Origin of the sequence: Candidatus Brachybacter algidus (assembly GCF_016707225.1) — a bacterium.
In the GTDB taxonomy this organism is placed as follows: domain Bacteria; phylum Bacteroidota; class Bacteroidia; order Chitinophagales; family Saprospiraceae; genus Parvibacillus; species Parvibacillus algidus.
Genome location: NZ_JADJID010000001.1, coordinates 108,620 through 132,428 on the forward strand (window position 1 = coordinate 108,620; position 23,809 = coordinate 132,428).

Below are 23,809 nucleotides of genomic sequence, written 5' to 3' on the forward strand. Positions count from 1 at the left end.
TTGCAAATCGGCAGCAAAACTCTGACTTTATATATGACTCGTTTATTTATGCTTGTGCTTTTTATTTATATACTCATTCCTGAATCGGGAAATGCACAATTAAATAATGACAAATTAGGTGCTTGGTATATGTATTTTATTACTACCAACTTTAATAATAGTCAATGGGGATTTCAAGGAGATGTGCAATATCGTAACTGGAATATTGGAGGTGATCTTGAACAGTTATTAATTTCAGGTGGGCTTACGTTCAGCCCCATAAGTACTAAATTAAATTTCGGACTAGGTTATACCAATGTCCATTCAGGAGCATATGGTAAAAATAATTTGACTACCATGGAAAGTAGAATTTATCAAGACGTAATGTTTCCTGTTCAGTTAGGAAGCCGTATATATGCAAATCATAGATTTCGATTTGAGCAAAGATTTGTTGAGAATCAAAACTTTCGAATCAGATATAGATACAAGGTGGGGATAAATGTTCCCTTAAATAAGACAAGGATGGAGAGGAAAACTATTTATCTGGCGTTTTACGATGAGTTATTCATCAATGGTCAGCAAAATATCGGAAATGGAAATCATGTAGAAATCTTCGATAGGAATAGATTATACATGGCAATCGGTTACTTCATACAAAATGGGGTGCAAGTCCGGCTCGGTGTTATGAATCAAACTACAAATTCATGGAAAAAGAATCAATTGCAGGTAAGTTTGCATCATAGACTATAATTTTATGAAAACAGTTGTGCGGTGATTTTGATTACAAACAAATGCTATGCATAAGTATTCAGTTTACCATTATTCCTTCCCATAGTATTTATCATATAGATGTTTTGATAAATTACAGTCCTTAATATTTCAATAAATCATCAAGACAGATCTTGACCTAGACTGCCTATTTATTTTTGCAAAAGTTTAAATATTTCCAAGTTCCAGACCTAGTTCTTTCAATTGCGCTTTATCTATAGCTGCGGGAGCTTCTATCATTACATCTCTTCCCTGATTGTTTTTTGGGAATGCAATAAAATCTCTGATACTATTACTGCCGCTCATTACTGCACACAATCTGTCAAGCCCGAAAGCAATACCTCCGTGAGGTGGCGCGCCAAATTCGAAGGCATTCATCAGAAACCCAAACTGTATATCTGCTTCTTCTTTAGTGAATCCGAGAAGATCAAAGTTTTTAGACTGTAGTTCCTTATCGAAGATTCTTATAGAACCACCTCCTATCTCTGAGCCATTAATAACCAAGTCATATGCATCTGCTCTCAGGCTGGTTAATGTGGCCCTGTCACCAGACTTCATTTTCTCAATATCTGATTTTTTCGGCGATGTAAATGGATGATGCATAGCATAGAACCTTTGAGAATCTTCATCCCATTCAAGTAGCGGAAAATCCACTACCCATAATGGTTTGAAATCTCCATCCTTTAAGAGACCGAGCCTGCGACCCATTTCAAGGCGTAATTCACTAAGCTGTTTTTGAGTTTTCTCTAACTCACCTGAAAGGATAAGTAACATATCGCCTTGCTCAGCTCCGAATAATTTGCCTATTGCCAAAAGGTCTTCATCTGAATAGAATTTTCCAACTGTAGATTTGATACCTTCAGCTCCAAACTTTATATAAACAAGCCCTTTAGCACCGATCTGAGGTCTTTGCAACCATTCAGTCAGCTCTTTCATGTCCTTGTTAGAAAAGTTAGCTTCGCAACTTTTGGCGCAAATTCCAATCACTGACTCTGCTTGATCAAATATTGCAAAATCTTTTCCACTCACTGCTTCTTTTACATTAATGAATTCCATACCGAATCTAAGGTCAGGCTTGTCTGAACCATATTTACTCATAGCTTCATCATAGGTCATTCTTGGGAAAGAGGGAAGTTCAATATTCAAAACGCTTTTAAATAAGTGTTTTGTTAGACCTTCGAAAGTGTTCAGGATATCCTCCTGAGTGATAAAGGCCATTTCGCAGTCTATCTGTGTAAATTCCGGTTGACGATCAGCGCGCAGGTCTTCATCTCTGAAACATTTTACAATCTGGAAATATTTGTCCAGACCACCTACCATCAATAATTGCTTGAAAGTCTGAGGTGATTGTGGAAGTGCATAGAAAGTACCAGGATTCATTCTGGAAGGAACGACAAAGTCGCGGGCACCTTCTGGTGTAGATTTTATTAAAAAAGGAGTTTCTACCTCTATAAATCCTTCTCCGGATAGATGCTTTCTGGTTTCTATAGTTATATTGGATCGAAAGATGATATTTTGCTGGACAGGATTTCTTCTTAAGTCGAGATACCTGTATTTCATCCGTAAGTCATCACCACCATCCGTATTGTCATCAATTGTAAAAGGGGGAGTTTTTGAAACATTAAGTATATCAAGTTCTTTTACATCTATTTCGACATCACCTGTAAGTCTGTTAGCATTTTTACTGGATCGTTCCCGTACAATTCCAGTAACTTTAATGACATATTCTCGTCCAAGTGTTTGAGCTTTTTCTCCTAAGCCCTTATTTGTTTCCGTGTCGAATACTAATTGAGTGATACCATATCTGTCTCTGAGGTCAATAAATGTCAGTCCTCCAAAGTCTCTACTAGTACTTACCCAACCACTCAGAGTCACTGTTTGACCAACATTTTCCTTTCTTAATTCACCACAATTATGCGTTCTATACATGATATTTCTTTTTTAGAAGCTGCAAAAGTAAGGAAATATATAATGACAAATTATAAATGATAAATATATACGTAGGATTGGGGGATTGTAATACTATCTACTTATGTTCTGCTTGGCGGACAAGGGCAAGCCTTATCCCTGAAAACACCTGTTATACTATAATACTATTCTACTCTAATACTATCGACTTATATTCTACTTGACGGACAAGGGCAAGCCTTATCCCTACAGTCAACTGTTATACTCTAATACTATCACACTCTCACACTACCGTCACATCTTGTTTCGTAAATGTATTAATAGCAGATCCTTGAATCTTGACTTCTACCTCTAATCTATATTGAGACTTAACTCCTTTAAGCATTTTAGCACCTTTGGCAAGGCCTTTGAAAAGAAAGTTTTTGCTGCCGAATTTGTCCATTGAGGACATTAAGTAATCTACCGGGATCTTAAAAGGAACTGTGATTAACTTGTTTGTAGTCATAGGAAGTGAAAATCCAGTTTTGATCGAACCAATGTCATATTCATCAGTTTTTTTAGTCCTAAAACGGCCTCTGGTGTATTTTTCAATAACTCTGACTTCAATTGATTCTATCACTAATTGATATTTAGAAAGGAGAATTAACTCACCATCGATATATTCTTTATCAGCATCATATATGTCCGATGCAATTATTTCTACTTTAAGTCCGTCTATGCCCAACATTTTTTTCAGTCTTCCGATCATCTTTACAGCGTATTTTTCATTACAACAAATCTAAACTACATTTAATTAAAGGCTTCTTCGTTTTTTCGATTAATGACATATAAAGACCTGACTAAGGTGCAACTTTATCCATTATCAGAATCTTCCTGGCCTTCTTAAAGTAAAATAAATTATCAATATACATTTAATAGTTAACGATACCCATACAAAAAATAGAAATCCGTTGAATGGCAATTAAAAACTGTTTTGAAAAGATCATTTATATCGTTGGAAAAATATCATCTAACCTTTCATCCAATAATTATAGTAATTTTGCAGCTACAAAAATAGTAAATGAATACACTGGAAGTTATTAAGCAAGGCAATCATCGTCAATTTTTCCTAATCGCAGGACCATGTGCTGTTGAAAGTAAAGATCTTTGTTTTGAAGTGGCAGAAAAAGTCAAAAAACTTACATTAGAACGTGATATCCCTTATATTTTTAAAGGTTCGTTTAAAAAGGCAAACAGATCGAAAGGTGATAGTTTTACGGGTATGGGAGATGAGTTTGGACTCGATATACTCCGCCAGGTTAGAGAACATTTTGATCTGCCAGTTACGACAGATATTCATGAATCTTATCAGGCCGAAATGGCTGCAAAATATGTCGACGTGCTTCAAATCCCTGCTTTCTTGTGTCGCCAAACTGACCTTTTGAAAGCTGCAGGAGTTACCGGAAAAGTAGTAAGCATTAAAAAAGGCCAATTTTTAAGTCCAGAAGGCATGAAGTTCGCTGTGGATAAAGTAAAAACTACCGGCAATGATAATGTCTGGCTAATAGAAAGAGGTACCACGTTTGGTTATCAGGATCTAGTAGTTGATTATAGAAGTATCCCGGTGATGAGGGGATTTGAAGTGCCTGTGGTCATGGATTGTACTCATGCATTGCAACAACCAAATCAATCGAGTGGGGTCACTGGTGGCAATCCTGCCATGATAGGAACGATTGCAAAAGCCGCTATTGCAGTTGGAGCAGATGGATTATTTATTGAAACTCACCCAAATCCGGCAGTTGCACTTTCCGATGGTGCCAATATGCTTAAATTAGACAAGTTGGAGGAATTGTTGGATCAATTAGTGAAAGTAAGAAATGCAGTAATTTAGGAAATGGAGGAAAACGAAGAAGCTTTTTACGAGATAAGTGTGGCGCCTCATCAGGTTGATAACGAATATGTTCACGAACAGATTCTTTACTCAAAATTTCCACAACTGAAAATTCCATTTGGAAAGTTAAGACTTACACGTCGTTCGATTGATGCACGAAAAGGAAAAGTTCAGTATGTTCTTCGTTTTCAATCGATTGATTTGATTCCAATAAAAAATGGATTCGAAAACTTGATACCGCTCAAGGAAGCAGCTGATCTAAAAAAAGTTTTGGTCGTAGGGGCCGGACCTGCAGGCTATTTCGCTGCTTTTCAGTTGATTCAATCTGGGGTGAAGCCAATAGTAGTAGAACGAGGAAAGGATGTCCAGGCCAGACGACGTGATATCCGCGCTATTATGCAGGAAAGTATCGTTAATGAGGATAGTAATTATTGTTTTGGGGAAGGTGGAGCTGGAACTTATTCTGACGGGAAATTATACACAAGATCTACTAAAAGAGGTGATGTAAGACAGATTCTACATACTTTTTGTTTCACGGTGCAGAACAGTCCATCTTGATAGATGCCAATCCACATATTGGTACCAACAAACTTCCCAAGATCATTGCATCTATGAGGGAAGCAATTCTTGAAGCTGGTGGTGAAATTCATTTTGGAAAGAAGCTCATTGACTTTGTAATAAAAAATGATTCAATAACTAAAGGCATATTTGAGGATGGATCAGAAATTCATTGTGATGCTATGATTCTTGCTACCGGGCACAGTGCAAGAGATATATATAGTTTATTGCACTCGAAAGATATACTACTTGAGGCTAAGCCTTTTGCCTTGGGTGTCCGGGTAGAGCATCCTCAAGTACTTATAGATCAGATTCAATATTCAAGTCCTGAAAGACCCGAAGGATTGCCGGCAGCTCCTTATAGTGTGGTAGCGCAAGAAGAGGGTAGGGGAGTATTTTCATTCTGTATGTGCCCGGGAGGTATGATTGTGCCTGCGGCGACTCAGGAAGGAGAGATCGTGGTCAATGGAATGTCACCTTCCAGAAGAGATAGTGCATTTGCCAATAGTGGTTTTGTTACTTCTGTTGAACTCGAAGACATACCTGAAAAATTCGGGAAAAGCACTTTTTCCGCTTTAGCTTTTCAGGCATCAATAGAAAAAACGATCTTCAACAATGGTGATGGTTCACAAAAGGCACCAGCTCAGAGGTTGATGGATTTTTTGGATAGAAAAGAAAGTTTGGATTTGCCGGCTTGCTCTTATATTCCTGGTATTTATGCGGCTAGATTAGATAAATTATTGCCTGGATTTATTACGGAAAGACTGATAAAAGGTTTTAGGACCATCGGAAAAAAACTTGGTGGATATTTGACGAATGATGCAGTAGTAGTCGGTGTTGAAAGTCGGACCAGCAGTCCTGTTAGAATACCCCGTGTAAAAGAATTATTGAATCATCCACAGATAATGAATCTTTATCCATGCGGAGAAGGTGCCGGATTCGCAGGAGGCATTGTTTCTGCAGGAATTGATGGGGTGAATGTGGCGAAGAAAGCAGCGGAGAAAGTGTTGAGTAATGAATAATGAGTAATTAGAAATGAGTAATGAGATCGAGCTGAACTACCTGATCAAAAATGAAATACGATTATTAAAGTCATAATGTCACCGCCTTCGGGGTTTCGAAAATTCTTACTGATTTTTTTCTAATATAATGTCACCACCTTCGGGGTTCTGTCAATGGTTTAAATCGGAATTTTTTTCTGCTAAAAATTTCTGATTTAAAAACTAGTATTTTGAACAATTCCTAATAACAAAGCGGCAGTAAAAATTATTAGTTTTAAAAATGGGTTAGATCTTCAGTACAATAACCAAATCAAGCTTGTCCGCTCAATCCATGCCATTACCCATTACTTATTATTTGCGTCGAGGAATAATAATTATCAATTAACAACTAACAATTATACTGCGAAACTCTCCCCACATGCACATTCCCTCGTAGCGTTTGGATTTTGAAAATAAAATCCTTTTCCCTCAAGGCCGCCTGAAAATTCGAGTGTGGTATTAAACAAATAAAGGAAACTCTTGAGGTCGGTGACGATTTTTACTCCATTGTCCTCAAATATTTGATCTTGAGGCTGATCAGAATTGTCAAAATCCATTTTGTAAGAAAGGCCGGAACAGCCACCACTGATCACAGTAACACGAATAAAATAATCATCAGCCATTGATTGGCTTGTTTTTATCTTATCAATCTGATTTCTGGCAAGGTCTGAGACGAATAACATTGGTTAATTGTGAATTATTAATTATTAATTATTATTCTGGTAATCCAAAATAATAATTGATTCTTCAAAGAATATTAAATGTCAGATAGTTGGATACTAATTGTTACACGAAAAATAACAATTAATAATTAACAACTAATAACTACTTCACCATTTCCTCTACAGTAGCTCCTGTAGTGATACCATTCTTCTTCTTATAATCAAGAATAGCACTTTTAATAGCATCTTCTGCCAAAACAGAACAGTGAATTTTAACCGGTGGTAAAGCCAATTCCTCAACGATGTCCATATTGTCAATACTCATTGCTTCGTCAATTGTTTTTCCTTTGATCCATTCTGTAACAAGCGAAGAAGAAGCGATAGCTGATCCACAACCGAATGTTTTAAACTTGGCATCAGAAATGACACCTGAGATCTCATCAACTTCGATCTGAAGTCTCATAACATCGCCACATTCGGGAGCGCCAACCAGGCCTGTACCTACATTTTTTTTATCTTTATCAAGCGTACCTACGTTTCTAGGATGAGTAAAATGCTCTAACACTTTTTCTGAATATGCCATAATATATGTTTTTTTAAAAGAGTATAGTTAAATTGAAAAAATTGGATAGTTTAGGAATATCTGCGAGTTAATGTTCGCTCCAGACAACACTATTCAGGTCTATACCTTCCTGATACATTTCCCAAATAGGACTTAAATCGCGCATATGTGATACACCTTTAGTAAGGGCTTCTACTGCGTAATCTATTTCTTCGTTTGTAGTAAATCTTCCAAGACTAAATCTTATTGAAGAATGTGCAAGATCATCCCCTAATCCAAGTGCAACCAACACATAAGAAGGCTCTAAAGAAGCCGAAGTACAGGCAGAGCCTGATGATACAGCGATCTCTTGATTAAAAGTCATCATGAGACCTTCTCCTTCTACATGTTTGAATGAAAGGTTAGTGACATGTGGCATTCTGCTGTCCACATTGCCATTGATATATACTTCTTCAAGGTTGGCCATCAATCTTTTTTGAAGGTCATCTCTCATAGCAGAAAGCCTTGCAGCTTCTGCTACCATTTCTTCTTTTGCTATCTTAGCGGCCTTGCCAAAACCAACTATAGCAGGAACATTCAAAGTTCCAGAGCGCATTCCACGCTCATGTCCACCACCATCTTGCTGGGCAGTAACTTTCACACGAGGATTCTTTCTGCATACATATAATGCGCCAACCCCTTTAGGTCCATACATTTTATGCCCGGTAAAAGCCATAAGATGTACACCCATTTCTTTAGGATTGACATCTATCTTTCCTACAGCCTGAGTGGCATCACTCATGAAGAGTATACCATGCTTCTTACAAATATCACCGATGGCTTTCATATCCTGAATGACACCTGTTTCATTGTTTGCCCACATTATACTGACAAGAATAGTTTCTGGCTTTATAGCCGCTTCCAGCGCTTCAAGGTCTACCATTCCATCACCTTTCACATCAAGGTAAGTGACTTGGCCACCCATTTTTTCTATTTTCTTACAGCTGTCCAGGATCGCTTTATGCTCAGTTTTAGCTGTGATAATATGATTGCCTTTAGACTGATACATCTCGAACACCCCTTTCAAACCTAGATTGTCTGATTCAGTCGCGCCTGATGTGAAAATTATTTCTTTAGGATCTACATGTATTAGATCAGCGATCTGCTCTCTAGCATAGTCTACAGCTTCTTCCGCTACCCATCCAAAAGGGTGGTTTCTACTTGCTGCATTACCGGGTTTTTCATAGAAATATGGCAACATAGCTTCTACGACTCTAGGATCGGTGGGTGTTGTGGAGTTATTATCCAGGTAGATTAACTTTCTGTTCATCGTTATTTTAATATAATCCAAATAAAAGTGATGCAAATATAACTACATTTAGAGGAGAATGTTTAATAATTCCTTTCTAAATAGTTCATACATTTACCTTTTTGATAAATAATCTATGGAAAATATTGATTTATTGAAGATCCCAACATATACTAATGAGGATTGGAAGAAAGCTTTTATAAAAGAAGTTGGTGTTGAATCATATGATGCGATGCTATTTGAAATCGATGGCATGAAGTTCTCTCCTTATTATAGTAGTGAGGATATTAAGGAATATATGGGCAGTTTGCCTAAATGCTATAATCAAATTCGGTTAGGTGAGGTTTTTGACTTGAGAAATGGTAAATTACCACTTCAAGAGATTCTATCTTCTTTGAAGCATGGATATGATGCCCCAATATTTTTATGTGATGGGACTTTAAGTTCGGATGAGCTTAGAGAAATTCATATGGATTTTATCCAACCAAGGTTTGAGCTTTATGAAGCTGAGTCAGAGGCAATGATCAATGCTCTTAAAGAACAATACGAAAATGTCACATGGAATATTGTTAGACATTACAATTCTTCAAATGATTCAACTTCCTCTCAAAATTTTATTTTTGAATTTGACACTGCCACTTCAATACTTGAGTTCTTGGCAGCGTTAAAATCTAAGCTTGACCAAATCTCAGCACTTAACCCTTCAGATGTTATAATAAGGATAAAATTGTCTGGTCAATTTGTCGAAGACCTGGTAAAGTCGCGTGCTATCAAAATATTTTGGTTGAATTATCTAAGTGCAAGATCTTTGGAAATTAGGTCCTTCTTGTGTGAAATAACATGGGATCTTACAGGTGATTATCCCAATGAAACACTTTTTCATACCAATAATGTGATTGTAGCAACTATGGCGCAAGCAGATCATATCGTTCTTGATTTGAAAAAGGAAAGTGAGAATAGTGCCCGGATACTAAGGAATTCGGTACATATTGCCTTAATAGAATCAAATTTGGGCAAAGAACAGGACCCTGTGGCCGGTAGTTATTTTATTGAATATGTGGCGAGTGCACTTGCTGAAAAAGCTTGGCAAGGGGAGGGAAAATAAAGGAAGAAAAATGAAAGATGAAAAAATATCTGTAGTTCATTACAGGGGAATAACTGATTGCCGATTGGCATTAGGAAGTTTTTTTAACACAAAGGTCATTTACTTCGAAACAATCAGTTTCTAAGATTTGATAAGGATTGCAAAGAATTAAGAACGATTCGAGAGATAGGATTATCATTCTCTTGCCAAATAAAATTACTACAAAAAGTTGCTTTTGACTTCAATTTATAAGAAAGGTCACGGAGGGATTTTATCTTCGACAAAATTTTTGCACAGATGGAACTCTCCCTAGATTATTGGACTGATAACTGACCACTGACCACTGACCACTGACCACTGACCACTGACACACTGAGCATTCATTTCAAAACATCCCTTATCGCCTCGATCTTTTCAAACATACTTTTGGCAAAGGAACAAACTGGGTTTATCTTTTTATTATTTTCTCTTGCAAATTCAACAGCTGCCATCAACAATTTTTTACCGACTCCTCTTCCTGAAAATGCTTCATTCACTTCCGTATGTTCGATGATGAAAATATCTTCTCCATCCCATTTATAAGTCATTGTGCCAGCTCCTGTGCCTGAATCATAGGCGTCAAATGAACCTTTAACTCCATTGTCATTTCTTTTGACTTCCATTTTATTGAATTTCTTTTATTCGAGAACATTACTTGGAATGATAAGTTTTGGGAGGGTGGTGATGGTTTGGGGGTATGAAGGAGAAGCATACCTTAAATGTAATATTGCAATATTACGATGAACCATACTCTTACAAAGGTTTGGTCAATTATTTGAGTGATTTTTTGGAATATTAATAGATTGGCGATTCACAAATATGTAGTATTAAATGTAATATTGCAATATTACGATGAACCTTACTCTTACAAAGGTTTGGTCAATTATTTGAGTGATTTTTAGGAATATTAATAGATTGGCGATTCACAAATATGTAGTATCAAATGTAATATTGCAATATTACGATGAACCTTACTCTTACAAAGTTTTGGTCAATTATTTGAGTGATTTTTAGGAATATTAATAGATTGGCGATTCACGAATATGTAGTATTAAATGTAATATTGCAATATTACGATGAACCTTACTCTTACAAAGGTTTGAGCAATTATTTGTATGATTTTTTGGAATATTAATAGAGTGGCGATTCACAAATATGTAGTATTAAATGTAATATTGCAATATTACGATGAACCTTACTCTTACAAAGGTTTGGTCAATTATTTGAGTGATTTTTTGGAATATTAATAGATTGGCGATTCACAAATATGTAGTATTAAATGTAATATTGCAATATTACGATGAACCATACTCTGGCAAGGGTTTGGTCAATTATTTGAGTGATTATTTGGAATATTAATAGATTGGCGATTCACAAATATGTAGTATTAAATGTAATATTGCAATATTACGATGAACCTTACTCTTACAAAGGTTTGAGCAATTATTTGAGTGATTTTTAGGAATATTAATAGATTGGCGATTCACAAATATGTAGTATCAAATGTAATATTGCAATATTACGATGAACCATACTCCCACCTTCTTTTCACCCTCATATTAAAAAAATCAATACATATCTAGAAACTGGTAAACACATCAGCACGATTCTTACTATTTGGTATCTTGATGAAGTCGAGCGTCCCCGGTTTGACACCGATAGTAAAGGAATAAGTACCTCTAACTGGTTGCCAGTTGAGACTCATCTGCCAACAGTGAAGGTCCCTGCTGAAACCAAGATCAGGATAGACAATACTTTTATTCTTAAAATCATACCCAAAATAGTTGAAATTGATTCCCCATTTCTCCGTTATTGCTATAGATCCTGAAAATGTAACTGAGTTGGTATTGAATCTAAATTTGTTTTTGCCGATCTCGTCTCGTGCTGCTACATTCAATGTGTGATTGATAGAAAAATTATCCAGTAAATCCCAAAAGGATTGATTGCTCAGATCTATTTTATTATTGTCTTTTCTGGTTGCGGCCTCACTTTCAGACAGATCACCTGCTAAGAATTTTCTGATCTTTTGGACCGTCATGGATGTATTAAGTGTAGCACTAAATATGACAAATCTTGCTATTTTCTTTTGTGAATTCCATAGGAACACATCAATTTTCTGATCTTTACTATTTCTGTCATAAAAGTCGAAACTACCATTCATAGATAAGGTGGACAAGCCTTTAAATAATCGAGTAGTAGCGTTATAGCTTAATGGGCTTAACTTGAGAGAATCCGCGACAAAATTGTAAAAGGTATTTATCCCAAAAGATTCAAAAATTTTAACTTTTCGCGCTACTGTATCTCGCCGACCCATGACCTTAGCTTCCAACGTGTTAGAAATATTAAAATTAAGCCCGAGCTGAGGTCCTGAATTAGGTGGACCTCCATAAATATATTCCTGGTATCTATTGTAAGAATTTCTTGATACATTGGGATTGTTAGAGACCTGGATAGAATCATAATAACTTTGATAATTGGGTGCAAATGCTAAAGCTACTGTTGGTCGTATCTGATGCCTTATGCCACGCAAAAAACCTTTTTTAAATTGCATCAAGCCAAATAATTGTGTATTGATACCGACGGATGCATTAAATGTTCTGTAGGCCCCAAATTTATTTAGGGTGTCTTTACTTGCTCGTCCATTGAATAAGAGCTTATCTTTAATAGTGAATGAATCTTTTTCGACATTAAAAAAAGTAGTGTCATCTACATAGATTTGGGTTGGGTCAAAACTTTGTTTGACTTCATTGAATCCCCACACTTCGCTATAGCTAAAGCTAGGACTAATATTGAAATACTTCATTACTTTATAAGAAGAGGTCACGTTGGCATTTTGACGCATTCCTTGCTTTGAGGACTTCAATGTCTGTGGTGTAAAGAGGATGGAATCCTTTGTCGCAAATCGATTTTTTAACTCTGCCGAATACGTAAAGCTGATCTGATCGTACCATTTTTCTTCTACTCTCTTAGGATTTTTAAAAGGAAAAATGGATTGTGTATTGAAGTTCAAGTTGGGAAGTTCAAGCGTAAAATCCCTTGTTACTAATTGCTGAGAATGGGACATTGCTGCACTGAAACTATAAGGTTTGCCACTAAAGATTCTGCTGTAAGTTATGTTAGAATATAAGTTGTTATTCAATGCGGAATTGGCATCATTATAGTTCAACGATTGAAATTTACTTTTACCGAACTGGATATCAGCATTCCCACTGAACTTATGGTATGGATTGGCTTTAGGGTCCTGATTGTGTTTTAAGGTAAGGCGATAAGCGGTTTCCCTAGTTTTACTATATCTGCGGTCACTGACAGCTTCACCATAATATGTGGAATATTCTAAAGACGCATTTCCATTAAATTTATATCTACGGTTATAATTTGCAGTTATTCCTACACGGTGAGATCCTCTTAAATAAATATCTCCTTGTAGAATAAGGTCCAATCTATCATTAATGGGGAAATAATAGCCGATATTCTTTAACCCATAACCCCACAAAGGAGAAAAATTATAGTCATTCGGGAATAGTATGCCTGTTTGTTTTGTCTTTTTCATTGGGAAAAAACCAAATGGCATGACGAGGGGAGTGGGAACACCACCTATTTTAACATATGCAGGACCAATTACTGCAACTCTGTCAGGAACTATCTTCATCTTAGATGCCAGAATGCCAAAGTGAGCTTCAGGATGATTACACGTCGTTATGAGGGCATCTTGCTGGTATATTACATCATCTGTATTTACACTATCAATTGGTCCGGCAATAACTTTAATTCTGGATCCATTGATGTAAAGGTCTGTCTGCTTCATCCTACCATCGTAGATGATGCCTTTTTTAGTTTTAAAATTAAAGGATAATTTATTGGCAACCACTTGTTCTCCATCGATTAGAATATCAGGCTTACCAATTGGTCTTCCTTTAGCATCTTTACCTACTTCAGCAGTAGCTATATTATTTTTTAGATCAATCTGTATATAGTGAGCCTTGATCTTATATTTTTGATAGAACACATAAGCATCTCCCCATAGTCTAAGTATTTGATTTTTGTTGTCTAGCTCTGTTGAATCCTTAGAACCATATTCCACCACATCATCCAAATCCTGCTTTGCAGCTATCTTAGCAATACCTCTTTGGGCAATAGGAACTGGTAATGAATCAGAGTTTGTTAAATTCCTCTTAAACAACTGAATATTAATACTATCTGTGCGATTTCCAGCATTATTTAAAGACAATGAATCGACCTGCGCAAAAATATTTACACAAAAACACATTAAAAAAAATAATAATATGGTAGATATATTGGTCAATTCAGATAATGGATATATATTTGTGATACATTTTTATAATCTATAATGAGTTGATTACTATTGCTATTTATAATATAAATAATTTTAATATATCGAACTTATTGAAACACAAAACTAAACAAAAAACCATATAGCGTATGACTTCCCTTCGAAATTCAATCAATACTGGATTTGTAATAGTTTCAGTTCTGACATTTTCTTTCATTTTTGCCGATAAGAGCTTTGCTACAGACATTAAAGAATGTAGTCATACCAACAATTGTAAGCATGACCATATAGTAACGAAAGGATTGACAGGATATGAAGTTGGGCGTGTGTTAAATTTTTCTAAAATAATAAACGAGGGGGTCTTAAACTCCATAATGAAGGAAGTACCTCAGAATGGAAGAGAATATAGATTAAGAACTATCGTACTGGATGCGGGCCATGGTGGAAAGGATGGTGGTTGCACCGGGACGGATTCTAAAGAAAAAAATCTGACACTAGAGTATGTGTTGAATTTAGGTGAGATGATCTCTGCCAAATATCCGGATATCAATGTCGTCTATACCAGAAAGAAAGATGAATTTATAGAATTATATGAGCGTGCTAACATAGCGAACAAAAATAAAGCAGATCTATTTATTAGTATTCACTGCAATTGGAATCCTAATACATCTCCATATGGCACGGAAACATACGTTTTAGGGTTGCACAGAGCCAAAGATAACCTTGAAGTTGCTAAACGAGAAAACTCATCCATTTACCTGGAGAATAACTACGAGAAAAACTATGATGGTTTTGATCCGAATTCACCTGAAGGAAATATCCTGTTTTCTATGTGCCAAAATGCGCACCTTGATCAAAGTATTTCATTAGCTGAAAAGATCGAAAAAGAATTTGCTGTCAAGTCTCAAAGAAAATCCAGGGGAGTCAGACAGGCTGGTTTCCTTGTGCTGAGAGCTACTTCCATGCCGGCTATTTTAGTTGAAACAGGTTTCCTCAGCAACAATGGAGAAGAAGATTACATGACTTCCAGTAAAGGCAAAAAGGAAATAGTGCAAAACATATTCCATGGATTTGAAAAATACAAGGCTTCAATTGAATTTTCTGCGGAAAGTCCTTTAGCTACTATAAAAACTGTGAAAAGTAAACCTCAATCTGATGCAAAGGATTTCGAAGATGAGCCTGAGATGGTGGCTCAAATAGTAAAAGACATTGAACCGGTGGATAGACAAAAAGTCCAGGTTAAGGAGCCGACTAAAAAGGTTACGCCAATGAAAGCTGAAGATTTCACAACTGGTAAAAATGGAGTTGAGATTTGCGTTCAATTAATTGTAACAAAGAATATTATTGACATGTCTGCATCTAAATGGTCTGAATTCAAAAATATTATTGCCCGTAATGAAAGTGATTTATTGAAATATCAGGTGATCTGCTCATCGCTGGATGAAGCGGGAGAAGTAAAGACCCAGGCTAGGGAAATAGGATTTCCTGAAGCATTTATTTGTGCTTATCGCAATGGACAAAGAATCAGTCTGGAAGATCTGAATGAGGAAGGGAAGATGGGGAGCAGGTGAGAAGTTCAGAATTGAAAATTGAAAATGGAAAATTGAAAATGACTCGAAGAATGGGCGGTAGTGTGTTTTGGTAGAATTGCTCCTTGTCGTTATTGATCTTTTGATCAAACAGCTTTCTCAATTCGATAGGGGAAAAGGACCTTTCGGGCCTCAAAATGTTTGATAAATATTGGTTCAATAGGAACTCTGCATATCATATTAGACTTTTTGATTACTGATTACTGATTACTGATTACTGATTACTGATTACTGATTACTGATTACTGACTACTAATTACTGATTACTGATTACTGATTACTGACCACTGATGATATTACTTCACAGTTACCGCAAGACTTTGTATGTAAAGCGAAGATTCATTGCTATCATCCAGAACAAATAAGATCATTTTTTTTGGATTTTTGCTGGAATTCTGAAAGGAAGTGATTTTTTTGTTACAATAATATATTTTAGCTATAGTTCCGGAATTGCTAATTCCAAAGGTATTTTTATTAACTGCAGCGTCTACAGGTGTATATTTAATTTTTTTATTTACCGGTAATTTATTTGTGGCTTTCTTAGATTTTACCACGATGTTTATTTCTTCTTTACTTTTTGGTTTATTTAGTTGGATCAAATGAAAATCTTTTAAACTGTCCAATATGCCAGTTTCCAAGGATATATTTGATGTAAAATTATCAAAATCAACTGAGTCGACCAATGCAATTCCTAAATTAATCTCGTTGGCGGCCTCAAAATTTAGTTGAGGTATCATATTTATCTCGATCGCCCAATTATTGGAAAATAATTTCTGATTTAATGGACAATATGCAATATTTGGCTCCAACTTGATCCAGTTTCCTTTTTGATTTTCCAATTGCACCAATTCCACTGTTTGATTAAAATAATTGCTGGTTTCCTCCTGTGATTTTATATCATTTGCTTTGAAACTATAATTGATTTTATCAAAGGGTTTAAAATCATATTTTTCCTGAACTCCTGAAGGACTGGTTCCCGTTGATGACGAACTAGTTGTTTTTGAGGAACTACTTGTTTTCTTGTCAGGTGTCTTCTTGCCACTATTTTTGATTTCTTTCTCAGCATCATTAAGTGTTTTATCGATACTCCGATTTATTCCAGAATCCACCTTTCGCTGAACTTTTTTAGCAGTTTTCTCACCCAGTTTTATGATATCTTGAGAACTACCATTATTGTAAATAAAAGTTATTAGGGTAAGAATAATTATTGATTTTATCATTGTATTTTTTATTTAAGTTAGAAGATAGAAGTTAAAAATTAGAAGTTAGAAGTTAAAATGAGCCTCCGTTAGTTAACTGACCTTATAGTATTTTTTTTACCAAATACTGATAACCAATTATTAGCTATTGGCTTTTAGCTTTTGGCCATTGGCTCTATTCTGTTAAAAATTTTAATTTAGTTTATTACTGATTACTGACTACTGATTAATGACTACTGACTGCACCCATCACCCATCACCCATCACCATCACCCATCATCACAGTGTCTTACCTTCTTTAAATAGTTCTTTTTGAATTCCTAAAATTATATCATCATAGTAAACTACCTGTTCCTTCCTGGCCAAGCTTTGCAAGGCGCAGTATCTTAGCACATTGATTATGGACCCTCCAGCCAATTCATACGACTGAGCTATTTTTCTAAGATTGACTTCCTCATCCAGCTTTAGTGCATGAAACATTATTTTCCATAATTGCAATCTTTGTTCAAGCTTTGGCATAGGAAAATATATCATCGATTGAAACCTTCGGCTAAAAGCTTCATCCATGTTAGTTTTAAGGTTTGTAGCAAGGATTATAACACCAGAATATTCTTCCATTCTTTGCAGTAAGTAGGCGATCTCCTGATTGGCATAGCGATCTTTAGAATCAGAAGTACTAGTTCGTTTTCCAAATAGGGCATCAGCCTCATCAAAGAATAATATCCAATTTTTATTTTCTCCTTGATCGAAGATGCGCGCAAGGTTTTTTTCAGTCTCTCCAATATATTTAGAAACTACCTTTGAAAGGTCAATCCTATACACTGTGAGTCCGGTATACCGTCCTATTAGGCTAGCTGTCAATGTTTTTCCGGTTCCTGGAGGGCCGTAAAATAGTGATCTATAACCAGGTTTTATAAATTTTGCCAAACCAGGATTGTTCATGATCTCCAATTCTAGTTTGATCCAACTTTCTATCTCTGTGACCTGCTGTATTGTTGTTTCTTCAAGAATCAAATCATTCCAGGATAATTTAGTTTCAAGTTTTGATGCCGGAAATTCTGATGAAAAGGCAGGATCATAAACTTTATCTTCTGTTAGTAAGGATAAATATTCTCTGCTTATGACTAATTTTCCACTTAATTGGGGCTCGGCTGAATTATCCTTCTCTAAAGTTATTATTTTATGTTTTTGAAAATAATGATCACCGGCAAAATACTGTATCAGATTAAATCGATGCATCAGATCATTCAATGACAATATAAAAATTGTAGTTTCCCCTGTTGGCAGAAAGCCATTGTGGGTGGTCCCTTTCAAACCACCGAATTCGGTAAAAGACCTGGCATAAGTGCTATTTTTTAAAAAAAAGCAATCTAACAACTGTGGACATACATGAGGTGCCATAGCAATCAGTAGAATGATTCTTTCATCTATATTAAAATTATAATATTTAATGAATTCAGCGTAAGTAGATTCGTCATTTGTGAGATCTATTGCATTGATTTCGGAAGTAGGATCAGTTGCTTGAAAGTAACTATTCATCTGAGAATTTATAAATTTTGAAACCCAGTTGAATTCTCTACTCAATGTTACTGCATTAGAATGACCTTGTGAACTCTGTTTTTTATGTATTAATTCAAAACTTTTCATTTCTTGCACACACTTTTAACTAATTGCATCGATAATAGCCTTCCAAGAATACCAGGCAGGTCTGTTATCTATGCTGTTGTTCATGATTCCGCTTGTCTTCTGGGTGAAAAAACCTGTATCCAGCTGGCTTGATAAACTATCAATCTCCATGGCGATCTGGTATGATTCTCTGAAAAATCCCATTTGAATAGTAAGATCAGGTATAGATAGGAATAATCCATGACCCGGATGTGTATGGAACCACCCAACCACAGAGAGAGCAGGATGAGTATCGGCGGCATCCCCCAACTCTTTTACCAAACTATCTGTACAAAATTCCAAAGTGTATAGATTTGGATTAACACTTTCAATAGCTATAAACTCCTCTAATGTAATTCTGAAACTAGATGGTCTTTCCTCATTAAATCTACCAAGTAATATTCCACCAATTTCCGGAATCATATTCGCTTCAAACTGTATTTGCTCCAGGTTTTCTTTTTTCAAATAGGCATCAAGACGATTGCAGCATTCTACACTCATATATATATCACTTAACACACTGTTCTGCCATAATTCAGACATATCAAAATTTAAAAATGCACTTGAATTGATCAAATTATTAAAAAATTCAACAGATACACCTTTGAGATTTTCAGGGGTAGATTTTTTCTTTATATTAATTTTGGGACGCTGATTTTCCTTGTGAACGTCTGGAATTTCATAATTACTTTTCTTTTTCAATATGGTTATGTTGGACTCAGTTATCGGGTGTGCTACAGACTTTTTGATTTGAGCAATGTTGGACTGAATTTTCTTTTTATTAATTCTTTTGATAATAAAATATATTATGAACAACATGACAATAGAGGCTATAATCAATGTAAGAAAATCAGATATTTTTAATATTTCTAGCATCATGATCTTATTCGTATTCGTCAAAAATCGTCTTCTTGTTACTCCTCCTTATATACAACCTTATAACTCCAATAGTCAAAAACAGGACTCCAACCGCAAGAATTGAAAAGTAAATAGTTCTGTTATTTGAATTTTCAAAAACCAAACCGGAGAGAACTACTGCTTGTCCATTGTCGTTGTTTTTTACAAGTAGATCATACTGTCCTGAAAGGTCACTTAGTGAATCTGTTGAAATTATATATTCATTTTTTGAATTGGTATTAATTTCTTCATATGATCTTTCAATATAGCCGACATCAATATTTTTAAATTCAAGTACATAAGGTGGGATGCCACCTTCTATGATTAATGCTATTAAATCCTTTAATTGCTTCATCGAAGCTCGGATTGTCCTATCTATTTTTATTTTTCTCTCTCGATTATTTGAATCTTTGATGATCAAGTATGCTTCGCTGTTATATATATCAAAATTAGCTACGATCACACCTTTAGCTTTTAGTTGAGTGCTATCTATTGTAATGTCTTGATTGGGATCGAAGACAGTGATGCTTGGCCGGTCATAATTCATTATCTGAATGACCATTCCGGTATCAGTAAGATTGATTAGATAATACAAGTCCGATTTTTTTTCAATCGTATTTGCTATTGTATTTTTTAGGGGGTTGGTTTTATTATTTTTAATAAATTCTGAAAGTTTGTATTTATTTCCCTCTGCTATCAATTTTTTAACTTCATCATATTTTTTATCTTCCTGAAGGATCTTTTTATCTTTTGTTAATTTTGCTGAATACTTGCCATTAGGGAAAGCTTTCAGATAAAGATCTATTTCTGCTAATGAATTTCTTTTCAATGCTTTATTGTATAATATTTCTTCTTGTTTTCGCTCTAATACTCTTAATTTTTCTTTGAATTCGCTGTCCGGAAACTTCTCATTATACTTTCTCAATTCGTCTAAGTCATCTTTGTTTAGTTTGGTCCAAGCTACAAAAGCAGGATTGTTCTTGTTTGAATCATAGATTACTTGTTGGGCTTTTAGGTCATTTTGAAGTTCATTTAGTCTTTTGCTCTTTGGAAATAATTCCTGAAATTTGTTGACTGAATTTCTATAATTAACAATATTGTTTTTATTGGAAATTGCTATTTTATAGTAGAACAGTTCTTTTTGAACCAGGATTTTTTGAGCTTCAACAACAAGAGGAGATCCTGAATTCTGAACTATAAATTTCTGAAGTGTTTTAACTCCCATTTTCTGTAAATCAGTATTATTTTCTGCTTTTGCTGTTTCTGGTATATTGATTTGTGGGTCGAACCTAATCATTCCTGCCATCGCCTCTTTTTTATGTATTCCTCCCGGAAAGTTGGAAACATAATTTCTTAAGCTAAGACTGTCATTTTTATCTGTTTTTGACCATGCTTTTTGGTCAAGAAGATTTAATCTCTGTCTAGCTATTCGCGCTTTTTTTTGATTTGGGTATTTTGTGATTGCATCCCTGATTATTTGTGGGTCATTGGTGGTCAGAGCTTTTTCATAAATCGCATCAGCATATATATTTTTAAGCTCGTCTCTGTATGTTATTGCTAATCTTTTACGTTCGCTATTAGGATATTGTTTAATATATGAATTCAGTAAGATTATCTTTTTTTCATTGCTCCCTGAGAAAGTTTCTATTTGCATCCACGACTTATCTTCCTGAGACATTTGTCCATAGGCTGGTTTCGAATAGCAAATAAATGCCATTAGGAATATTATTATACAGGGAAGCGATTTCAAAGATTATTTCTTTTTGAATTTTATTTTTTTGTCATTCTCCTGGCTATCTTCATCGTTCTCTTCAGAAGATTTCTCAAGGTTTTTGGAGAAGGACATTTTGAATTTTTTATCATGTGCTGTATTTTCTGAATCTTGTACTATTTCGGCAGGTTTTTCTTCTTTCAATTCAGCGGCAACATGTCTGGATAGATCTACATCATCGGAGTATATTTCCTTCCATTTGTTCACGATATTATTAGGCTCAGCGTATTCTTTTATCCATTTGGCCACAAGGCTATCTTCAGGAAATGGTGGTGTGTTTTCTGCATGATAGTTTTTAAATTGAAGGATTTCGGCTATCCTGAATACTAACTGTGTCAGATCATAACCCTTTCCATATTCTTTGGTATTACCACATATTCGACCCTTGAACTTCCCCTCCCATTTGATATTGGGGTGCCATATTTCTGTTTTCATGTAAATTCTTGGTGATTCCATGGGGTATTTTAATGGAAGGTGGAGCTCTACAATATGATGATCTCCATATTTCGGTGATTGGTCATCATTGATGCCTGTGATGCTTTTTAGATAAAAATGAATATAATAGGTGTCAGGAATTTTCAATGGGCCCCTTACGTCAGTTACCTCAATTTTTATCAGGTCTGACTCTATTTCTTGCAATAGCAAATGTTCTTTTGCCAATCTTCTATACAGGAAATTCTTTTCAAATATTGGGTCTTTGAAATTATACGAAACGTTTGACATGTCGTCTTGATTTAATAATTAGTGAATACCGGCCACCAACTTAGGTGTTACATAAATGATTGTTCCATCTTGAATACCTGAATCTAAAAGAGTTTTATCCTCATTTATCTTCACATTATTCATTTTTGAAATCAATTCATAAATATAGGGATTGCCCTCAGGGTCATTTTTTGGAGTCAATCCATTCGAAATTAATTCTGAAATTATTTCTTTGCCAGTAGTGGTGACGTCAAGTTCTACGTCAACTTCTTCTCCTTTTGGTAGGATCCTGATTATAATATTTATTTCATTCGATTTTTTTGCCATGACGGTTTAATTATTTAATAATGTATATTTAGATAGATCTTTGCTTAATTCAATGTGTAAAATATCATCTTTTGTTTCAATATCGACTATGGCTAGAGGTGGGATGCCAATCTGATGAAGGGTATAATTATCTAAATTTGAATCATTTTCAATTGATGCTACACTCTTCGTAATCATAAAATCTTCACTGATTTGTGTCCTGAACTTATTCAAAAATTCATCATTGAGCCCAGCTTTGGTGATCACTACATCGTAACTTTTTTCAGTACTTTTCGAAGTTAATTCTAGCACTAATTCTGTGTCAAGAAGTAATTTGAATGACTGTCGAACTTGATCGCTAACTTCTTTAAAAAAGTCCTTAAGCGTCATATCATTGCTTAATTTGTTGTTTTCAAGTATTGGATCCAAGAGCATATGACTCTCACATTCTTCATTCCTATCTCCCCCTTCTACCCACATAGCGATGTTATTCATTCCTTCGTAATAGAATTTCCTGTGATATTCAATCTGTTTTGTATTGCCATGAATTATTTTAATAGCTTCCTGAACTTGCATAGCGCCGATGATGGAGGAGGAGATAGGTGTTGTGGGGATCTTTCCGAACTTAATATTTCTGCTTGCTACATCCGGGCATCCTAGTCTAAATCTAATATTTTTCCATTCTGTTTCACTGAGATTACATTCATAACAGTTCTTATTCAATTGATTAACTGTCATTGTTCCTGCAAGATTTTCAATTGCCCCATCTATCCATGGTTTGTTAACTTTTGAGCAGAATCTATTTAGATAGAGCCTTGCGATCCGGTTATCAAGACACCCTATAATAACATCACATCTTCTAATCAATCCCAGGCCTAATTGGTATGTAATATCTGCATTTATAGCTATTACTTTGATGTTGGGGTTTATCTCCATCATCCTATCAGCAGCGATTTGAGCTTTACTTTTATGTTTATTTGCGTCGTCAGCCCTGAATAGTATTGATCTGTTGAGATTTGACATTTCAATCGTATCAAAATCGACAATTATGACTTTGCCGACATTCATTAGTGTTAGATTCTTCAGTACCTCATTGCCTAAAGCACCTGCGCCTACGACCAGCACCACACCATTTTTAACTGAATCCGCATCCCACCAGGACATTAACTGAAAGGTTGAATCCCATGCTTCACCTGATTGTATAGAAAGTTTTTTGTTTTTTGCCACGCTTTATATTTTAACCCATTGAGGATGGTGAGGCAGTAATTATAAAACCTCCATGAGCAGTCATGTCGCCAAATCTGGCAGCTGGCCGCCCTCTGATTAAGCTCTTGAAGGAACCTGTAGCTATGGTATTAATTGATAAATTACAATAACACATATCCCCAACGCATGCTGCAGGTAAGCCATTGATAGTAGCCATGAAGGCGCCAGGACCTATGATTGGACCTCCTACATGAGGAACCAATCCTACAAAAGGGACCGGAGTAAAGAGCGGGCAAATAGTCATATCACTGACTCTGGCATTTGGCGGCATATAATTTATTATGATTGTTGTTTGTACAATTTATCTTAGAAATTAGTGTTCTAATCATTTATTATGTTACCCGTCGAAAAGAATAAGCTAAGCA

21 protein-coding genes are annotated in these 23,809 nt (G+C 35.4%); 6 read left to right on the forward strand and 15 right to left on the reverse strand.

The window, feature by feature from the left end:
* The first annotated feature begins 33 nt into the window (after positions 1-33).
* Entirely contained in the window at positions 34-729 is a 696-nt protein-coding gene (locus tag IPI15_RS00440; protein WP_287418768.1) for a DUF2490 domain-containing protein, read from the forward strand.
* Positions 730-915: 186 nt separating this feature from the next.
* Here IPI15_RS00440 and aspS read toward each other — a convergent pair whose 3' ends face one another.
* Together aspS and IPI15_RS00450 are read right to left on the reverse strand one after the other, a co-directional pair.
* Positions 916-2,676 (reverse strand): aspartate--tRNA ligase, encoded by a 1,761-nt coding sequence (gene aspS, locus IPI15_RS00445; protein ID WP_287418770.1) that lies wholly within the window; start codon positions 2,674-2,676, stop codon positions 916-918.
* Positions 2,677-2,938: 262 nt separating this feature from the next.
* Positions 2,939-3,403 carry a hypothetical protein gene (locus IPI15_RS00450; protein WP_287402392.1) on the reverse strand — a complete coding sequence of 155 codons (465 nt, stop codon included), beginning with the start codon at positions 3,401-3,403 and terminating at the stop codon, positions 2,939-2,941.
* A 312-nt stretch (positions 3,404-3,715) separates the two neighbouring features.
* On the opposite strand from IPI15_RS00450, the gene kdsA reads away from it, so the two are divergent.
* The 3 genes from kdsA to IPI15_RS00465 are packed head-to-tail and all read left to right on the forward strand — an operon-like array spanning position 3,716 to position 6,105.
* The gene (kdsA, locus tag IPI15_RS00455; RefSeq protein ID WP_287418772.1) at positions 3,716-4,525 is read left to right on the forward strand and encodes a 3-deoxy-8-phosphooctulonate synthase; all 810 of its coding nucleotides are present in this window, start codon (positions 3,716-3,718) and stop codon (positions 4,523-4,525) included.
* A gap of 3 nt (positions 4,526-4,528) precedes the next feature.
* Positions 4,529-5,083, forward strand: a complete 555-nt coding sequence (locus tag IPI15_RS00460) for an FAD-dependent monooxygenase (protein WP_287418774.1) — start codon at positions 4,529-4,531, stop codon at positions 5,081-5,083.
* Complete coding sequence (locus IPI15_RS00465) at positions 5,053-6,105, forward strand: NAD(P)/FAD-dependent oxidoreductase (RefSeq protein ID WP_287418776.1); 1,053 nt, start codon at positions 5,053-5,055, stop codon at positions 6,103-6,105. Before IPI15_RS00460 ends, IPI15_RS00465 begins: the two co-directional genes overlap by 31 nt.
* A 374-nt stretch (positions 6,106-6,479) precedes the next feature.
* On the opposite strand, the gene IPI15_RS00470 is transcribed toward IPI15_RS00465, so the two are convergent.
* The 3 genes from IPI15_RS00470 to IPI15_RS00480 all read right to left on the reverse strand — a co-directional run bounded on the left by IPI15_RS00470 (position 6,480) and on the right by IPI15_RS00480 (position 8,656).
* Positions 6,480-6,806, reverse strand: a complete 327-nt coding sequence (locus IPI15_RS00470) for a HesB/IscA family protein (protein WP_287402400.1) — start codon at positions 6,804-6,806, stop codon at positions 6,480-6,482.
* Between the two features lie 142 nt (positions 6,807-6,948).
* Positions 6,949-7,368 (reverse strand): Fe-S cluster assembly scaffold IscU, encoded by a 420-nt coding sequence (gene iscU, locus IPI15_RS00475; protein ID WP_287402401.1) that lies wholly within the window; start codon positions 7,366-7,368, stop codon positions 6,949-6,951.
* A 67-nt stretch (positions 7,369-7,435) separates the two neighbouring features.
* On the reverse strand, positions 7,436-8,656 hold the full coding sequence (locus IPI15_RS00480) for an IscS subfamily cysteine desulfurase (RefSeq protein WP_287402403.1): 1,221 nt from the start codon (positions 8,654-8,656) through the stop codon (positions 7,436-7,438).
* 115 nt (positions 8,657-8,771) lie between these two features.
* Here IPI15_RS00480 and IPI15_RS00485 point away from each other — a divergent pair, with 115 nt between their 5' ends.
* A complete protein-coding gene (locus tag IPI15_RS00485; RefSeq protein WP_287418777.1) occupies positions 8,772-9,740 on the forward strand; it encodes a methylmalonyl-CoA mutase family protein in 969 nt (322 codons plus the stop codon).
* A gap of 359 nt (positions 9,741-10,099) precedes the next feature.
* Here IPI15_RS00485 and IPI15_RS00490 read toward each other — a convergent pair whose 3' ends face one another.
* Together IPI15_RS00490 and IPI15_RS00495 are read right to left on the reverse strand one after the other, a co-directional pair.
* Positions 10,100-10,381, reverse strand: coding sequence for a GNAT family N-acetyltransferase (locus tag IPI15_RS00490; RefSeq protein WP_287402407.1), 282 nt, complete (start codon positions 10,379-10,381; stop codon positions 10,100-10,102).
* 956 nt (positions 10,382-11,337) lie between these two features.
* Positions 11,338-14,025: a putative LPS assembly protein LptD gene (locus tag IPI15_RS00495; RefSeq protein WP_287418779.1), complete on the reverse strand. Its 2,688-nt coding sequence runs from the start codon at positions 14,023-14,025 to the stop codon at positions 11,338-11,340.
* A 173-nt stretch (positions 14,026-14,198) separates the two neighbouring features.
* On the opposite strand from IPI15_RS00495, the gene IPI15_RS00500 reads away from it, so the two are divergent.
* A complete protein-coding gene (locus tag IPI15_RS00500; protein ID WP_287418781.1) occupies positions 14,199-15,620 on the forward strand; it encodes an N-acetylmuramoyl-L-alanine amidase family protein in 1,422 nt (473 codons plus the stop codon).
* Between the two features lie 314 nt (positions 15,621-15,934).
* Here the strand turns inward: IPI15_RS00500 and IPI15_RS00505 are convergent, their stop codons facing one another.
* The 8 genes from IPI15_RS00505 to IPI15_RS00540 all read right to left on the reverse strand — a co-directional run bounded on the left by IPI15_RS00505 (position 15,935) and on the right by IPI15_RS00540 (position 23,715).
* A complete protein-coding gene (locus IPI15_RS00505) occupies positions 15,935-16,858 on the reverse strand; it encodes a hypothetical protein (protein ID WP_287418782.1) in 924 nt (307 codons plus the stop codon).
* A 258-nt stretch (positions 16,859-17,116) separates the two neighbouring features.
* Positions 17,117-18,484 (reverse strand): ATP-binding protein, encoded by a 1,368-nt coding sequence (locus tag IPI15_RS00510; protein WP_287418783.1) that lies wholly within the window; start codon positions 18,482-18,484, stop codon positions 17,117-17,119.
* Positions 18,485-18,499: 15 nt separating this feature from the next.
* Entirely contained in the window at positions 18,500-19,402 is a 903-nt protein-coding gene (locus tag IPI15_RS00515) for an MPN domain-containing protein (protein ID WP_287418784.1), read from the reverse strand.
* Positions 19,386-21,116 carry a hypothetical protein gene (locus IPI15_RS00520; RefSeq protein WP_287402417.1) on the reverse strand — a complete coding sequence of 577 codons (1,731 nt, stop codon included), beginning with the start codon at positions 21,114-21,116 and terminating at the stop codon, positions 19,386-19,388. The genes IPI15_RS00515 and IPI15_RS00520 overlap by 17 nt, the downstream gene beginning before the upstream one ends.
* A gap of 36 nt (positions 21,117-21,152) precedes the next feature.
* Positions 21,153-21,893, reverse strand: a complete 741-nt coding sequence (locus tag IPI15_RS00525; RefSeq protein ID WP_287402419.1) for a ubiquitin-conjugating enzyme E2 — start codon at positions 21,891-21,893, stop codon at positions 21,153-21,155.
* Between the two features lie 18 nt (positions 21,894-21,911).
* Positions 21,912-22,199 carry an EsaB/YukD family protein gene (locus tag IPI15_RS00530; RefSeq protein WP_287402421.1) on the reverse strand — a complete coding sequence of 96 codons (288 nt, stop codon included), beginning with the start codon at positions 22,197-22,199 and terminating at the stop codon, positions 21,912-21,914.
* 6 nt (positions 22,200-22,205) lie between these two features.
* On the reverse strand, positions 22,206-23,405 hold the full coding sequence (locus tag IPI15_RS00535; protein ID WP_287418786.1) for a HesA/MoeB/ThiF family protein: 1,200 nt from the start codon (positions 23,403-23,405) through the stop codon (positions 22,206-22,208).
* A gap of 10 nt (positions 23,406-23,415) precedes the next feature.
* Positions 23,416-23,715, reverse strand: coding sequence for a PAAR domain-containing protein (locus tag IPI15_RS00540; RefSeq protein ID WP_287402425.1), 300 nt, complete (start codon positions 23,713-23,715; stop codon positions 23,416-23,418).
* Positions 23,716-23,809: the final 94 nt, after the last annotated feature.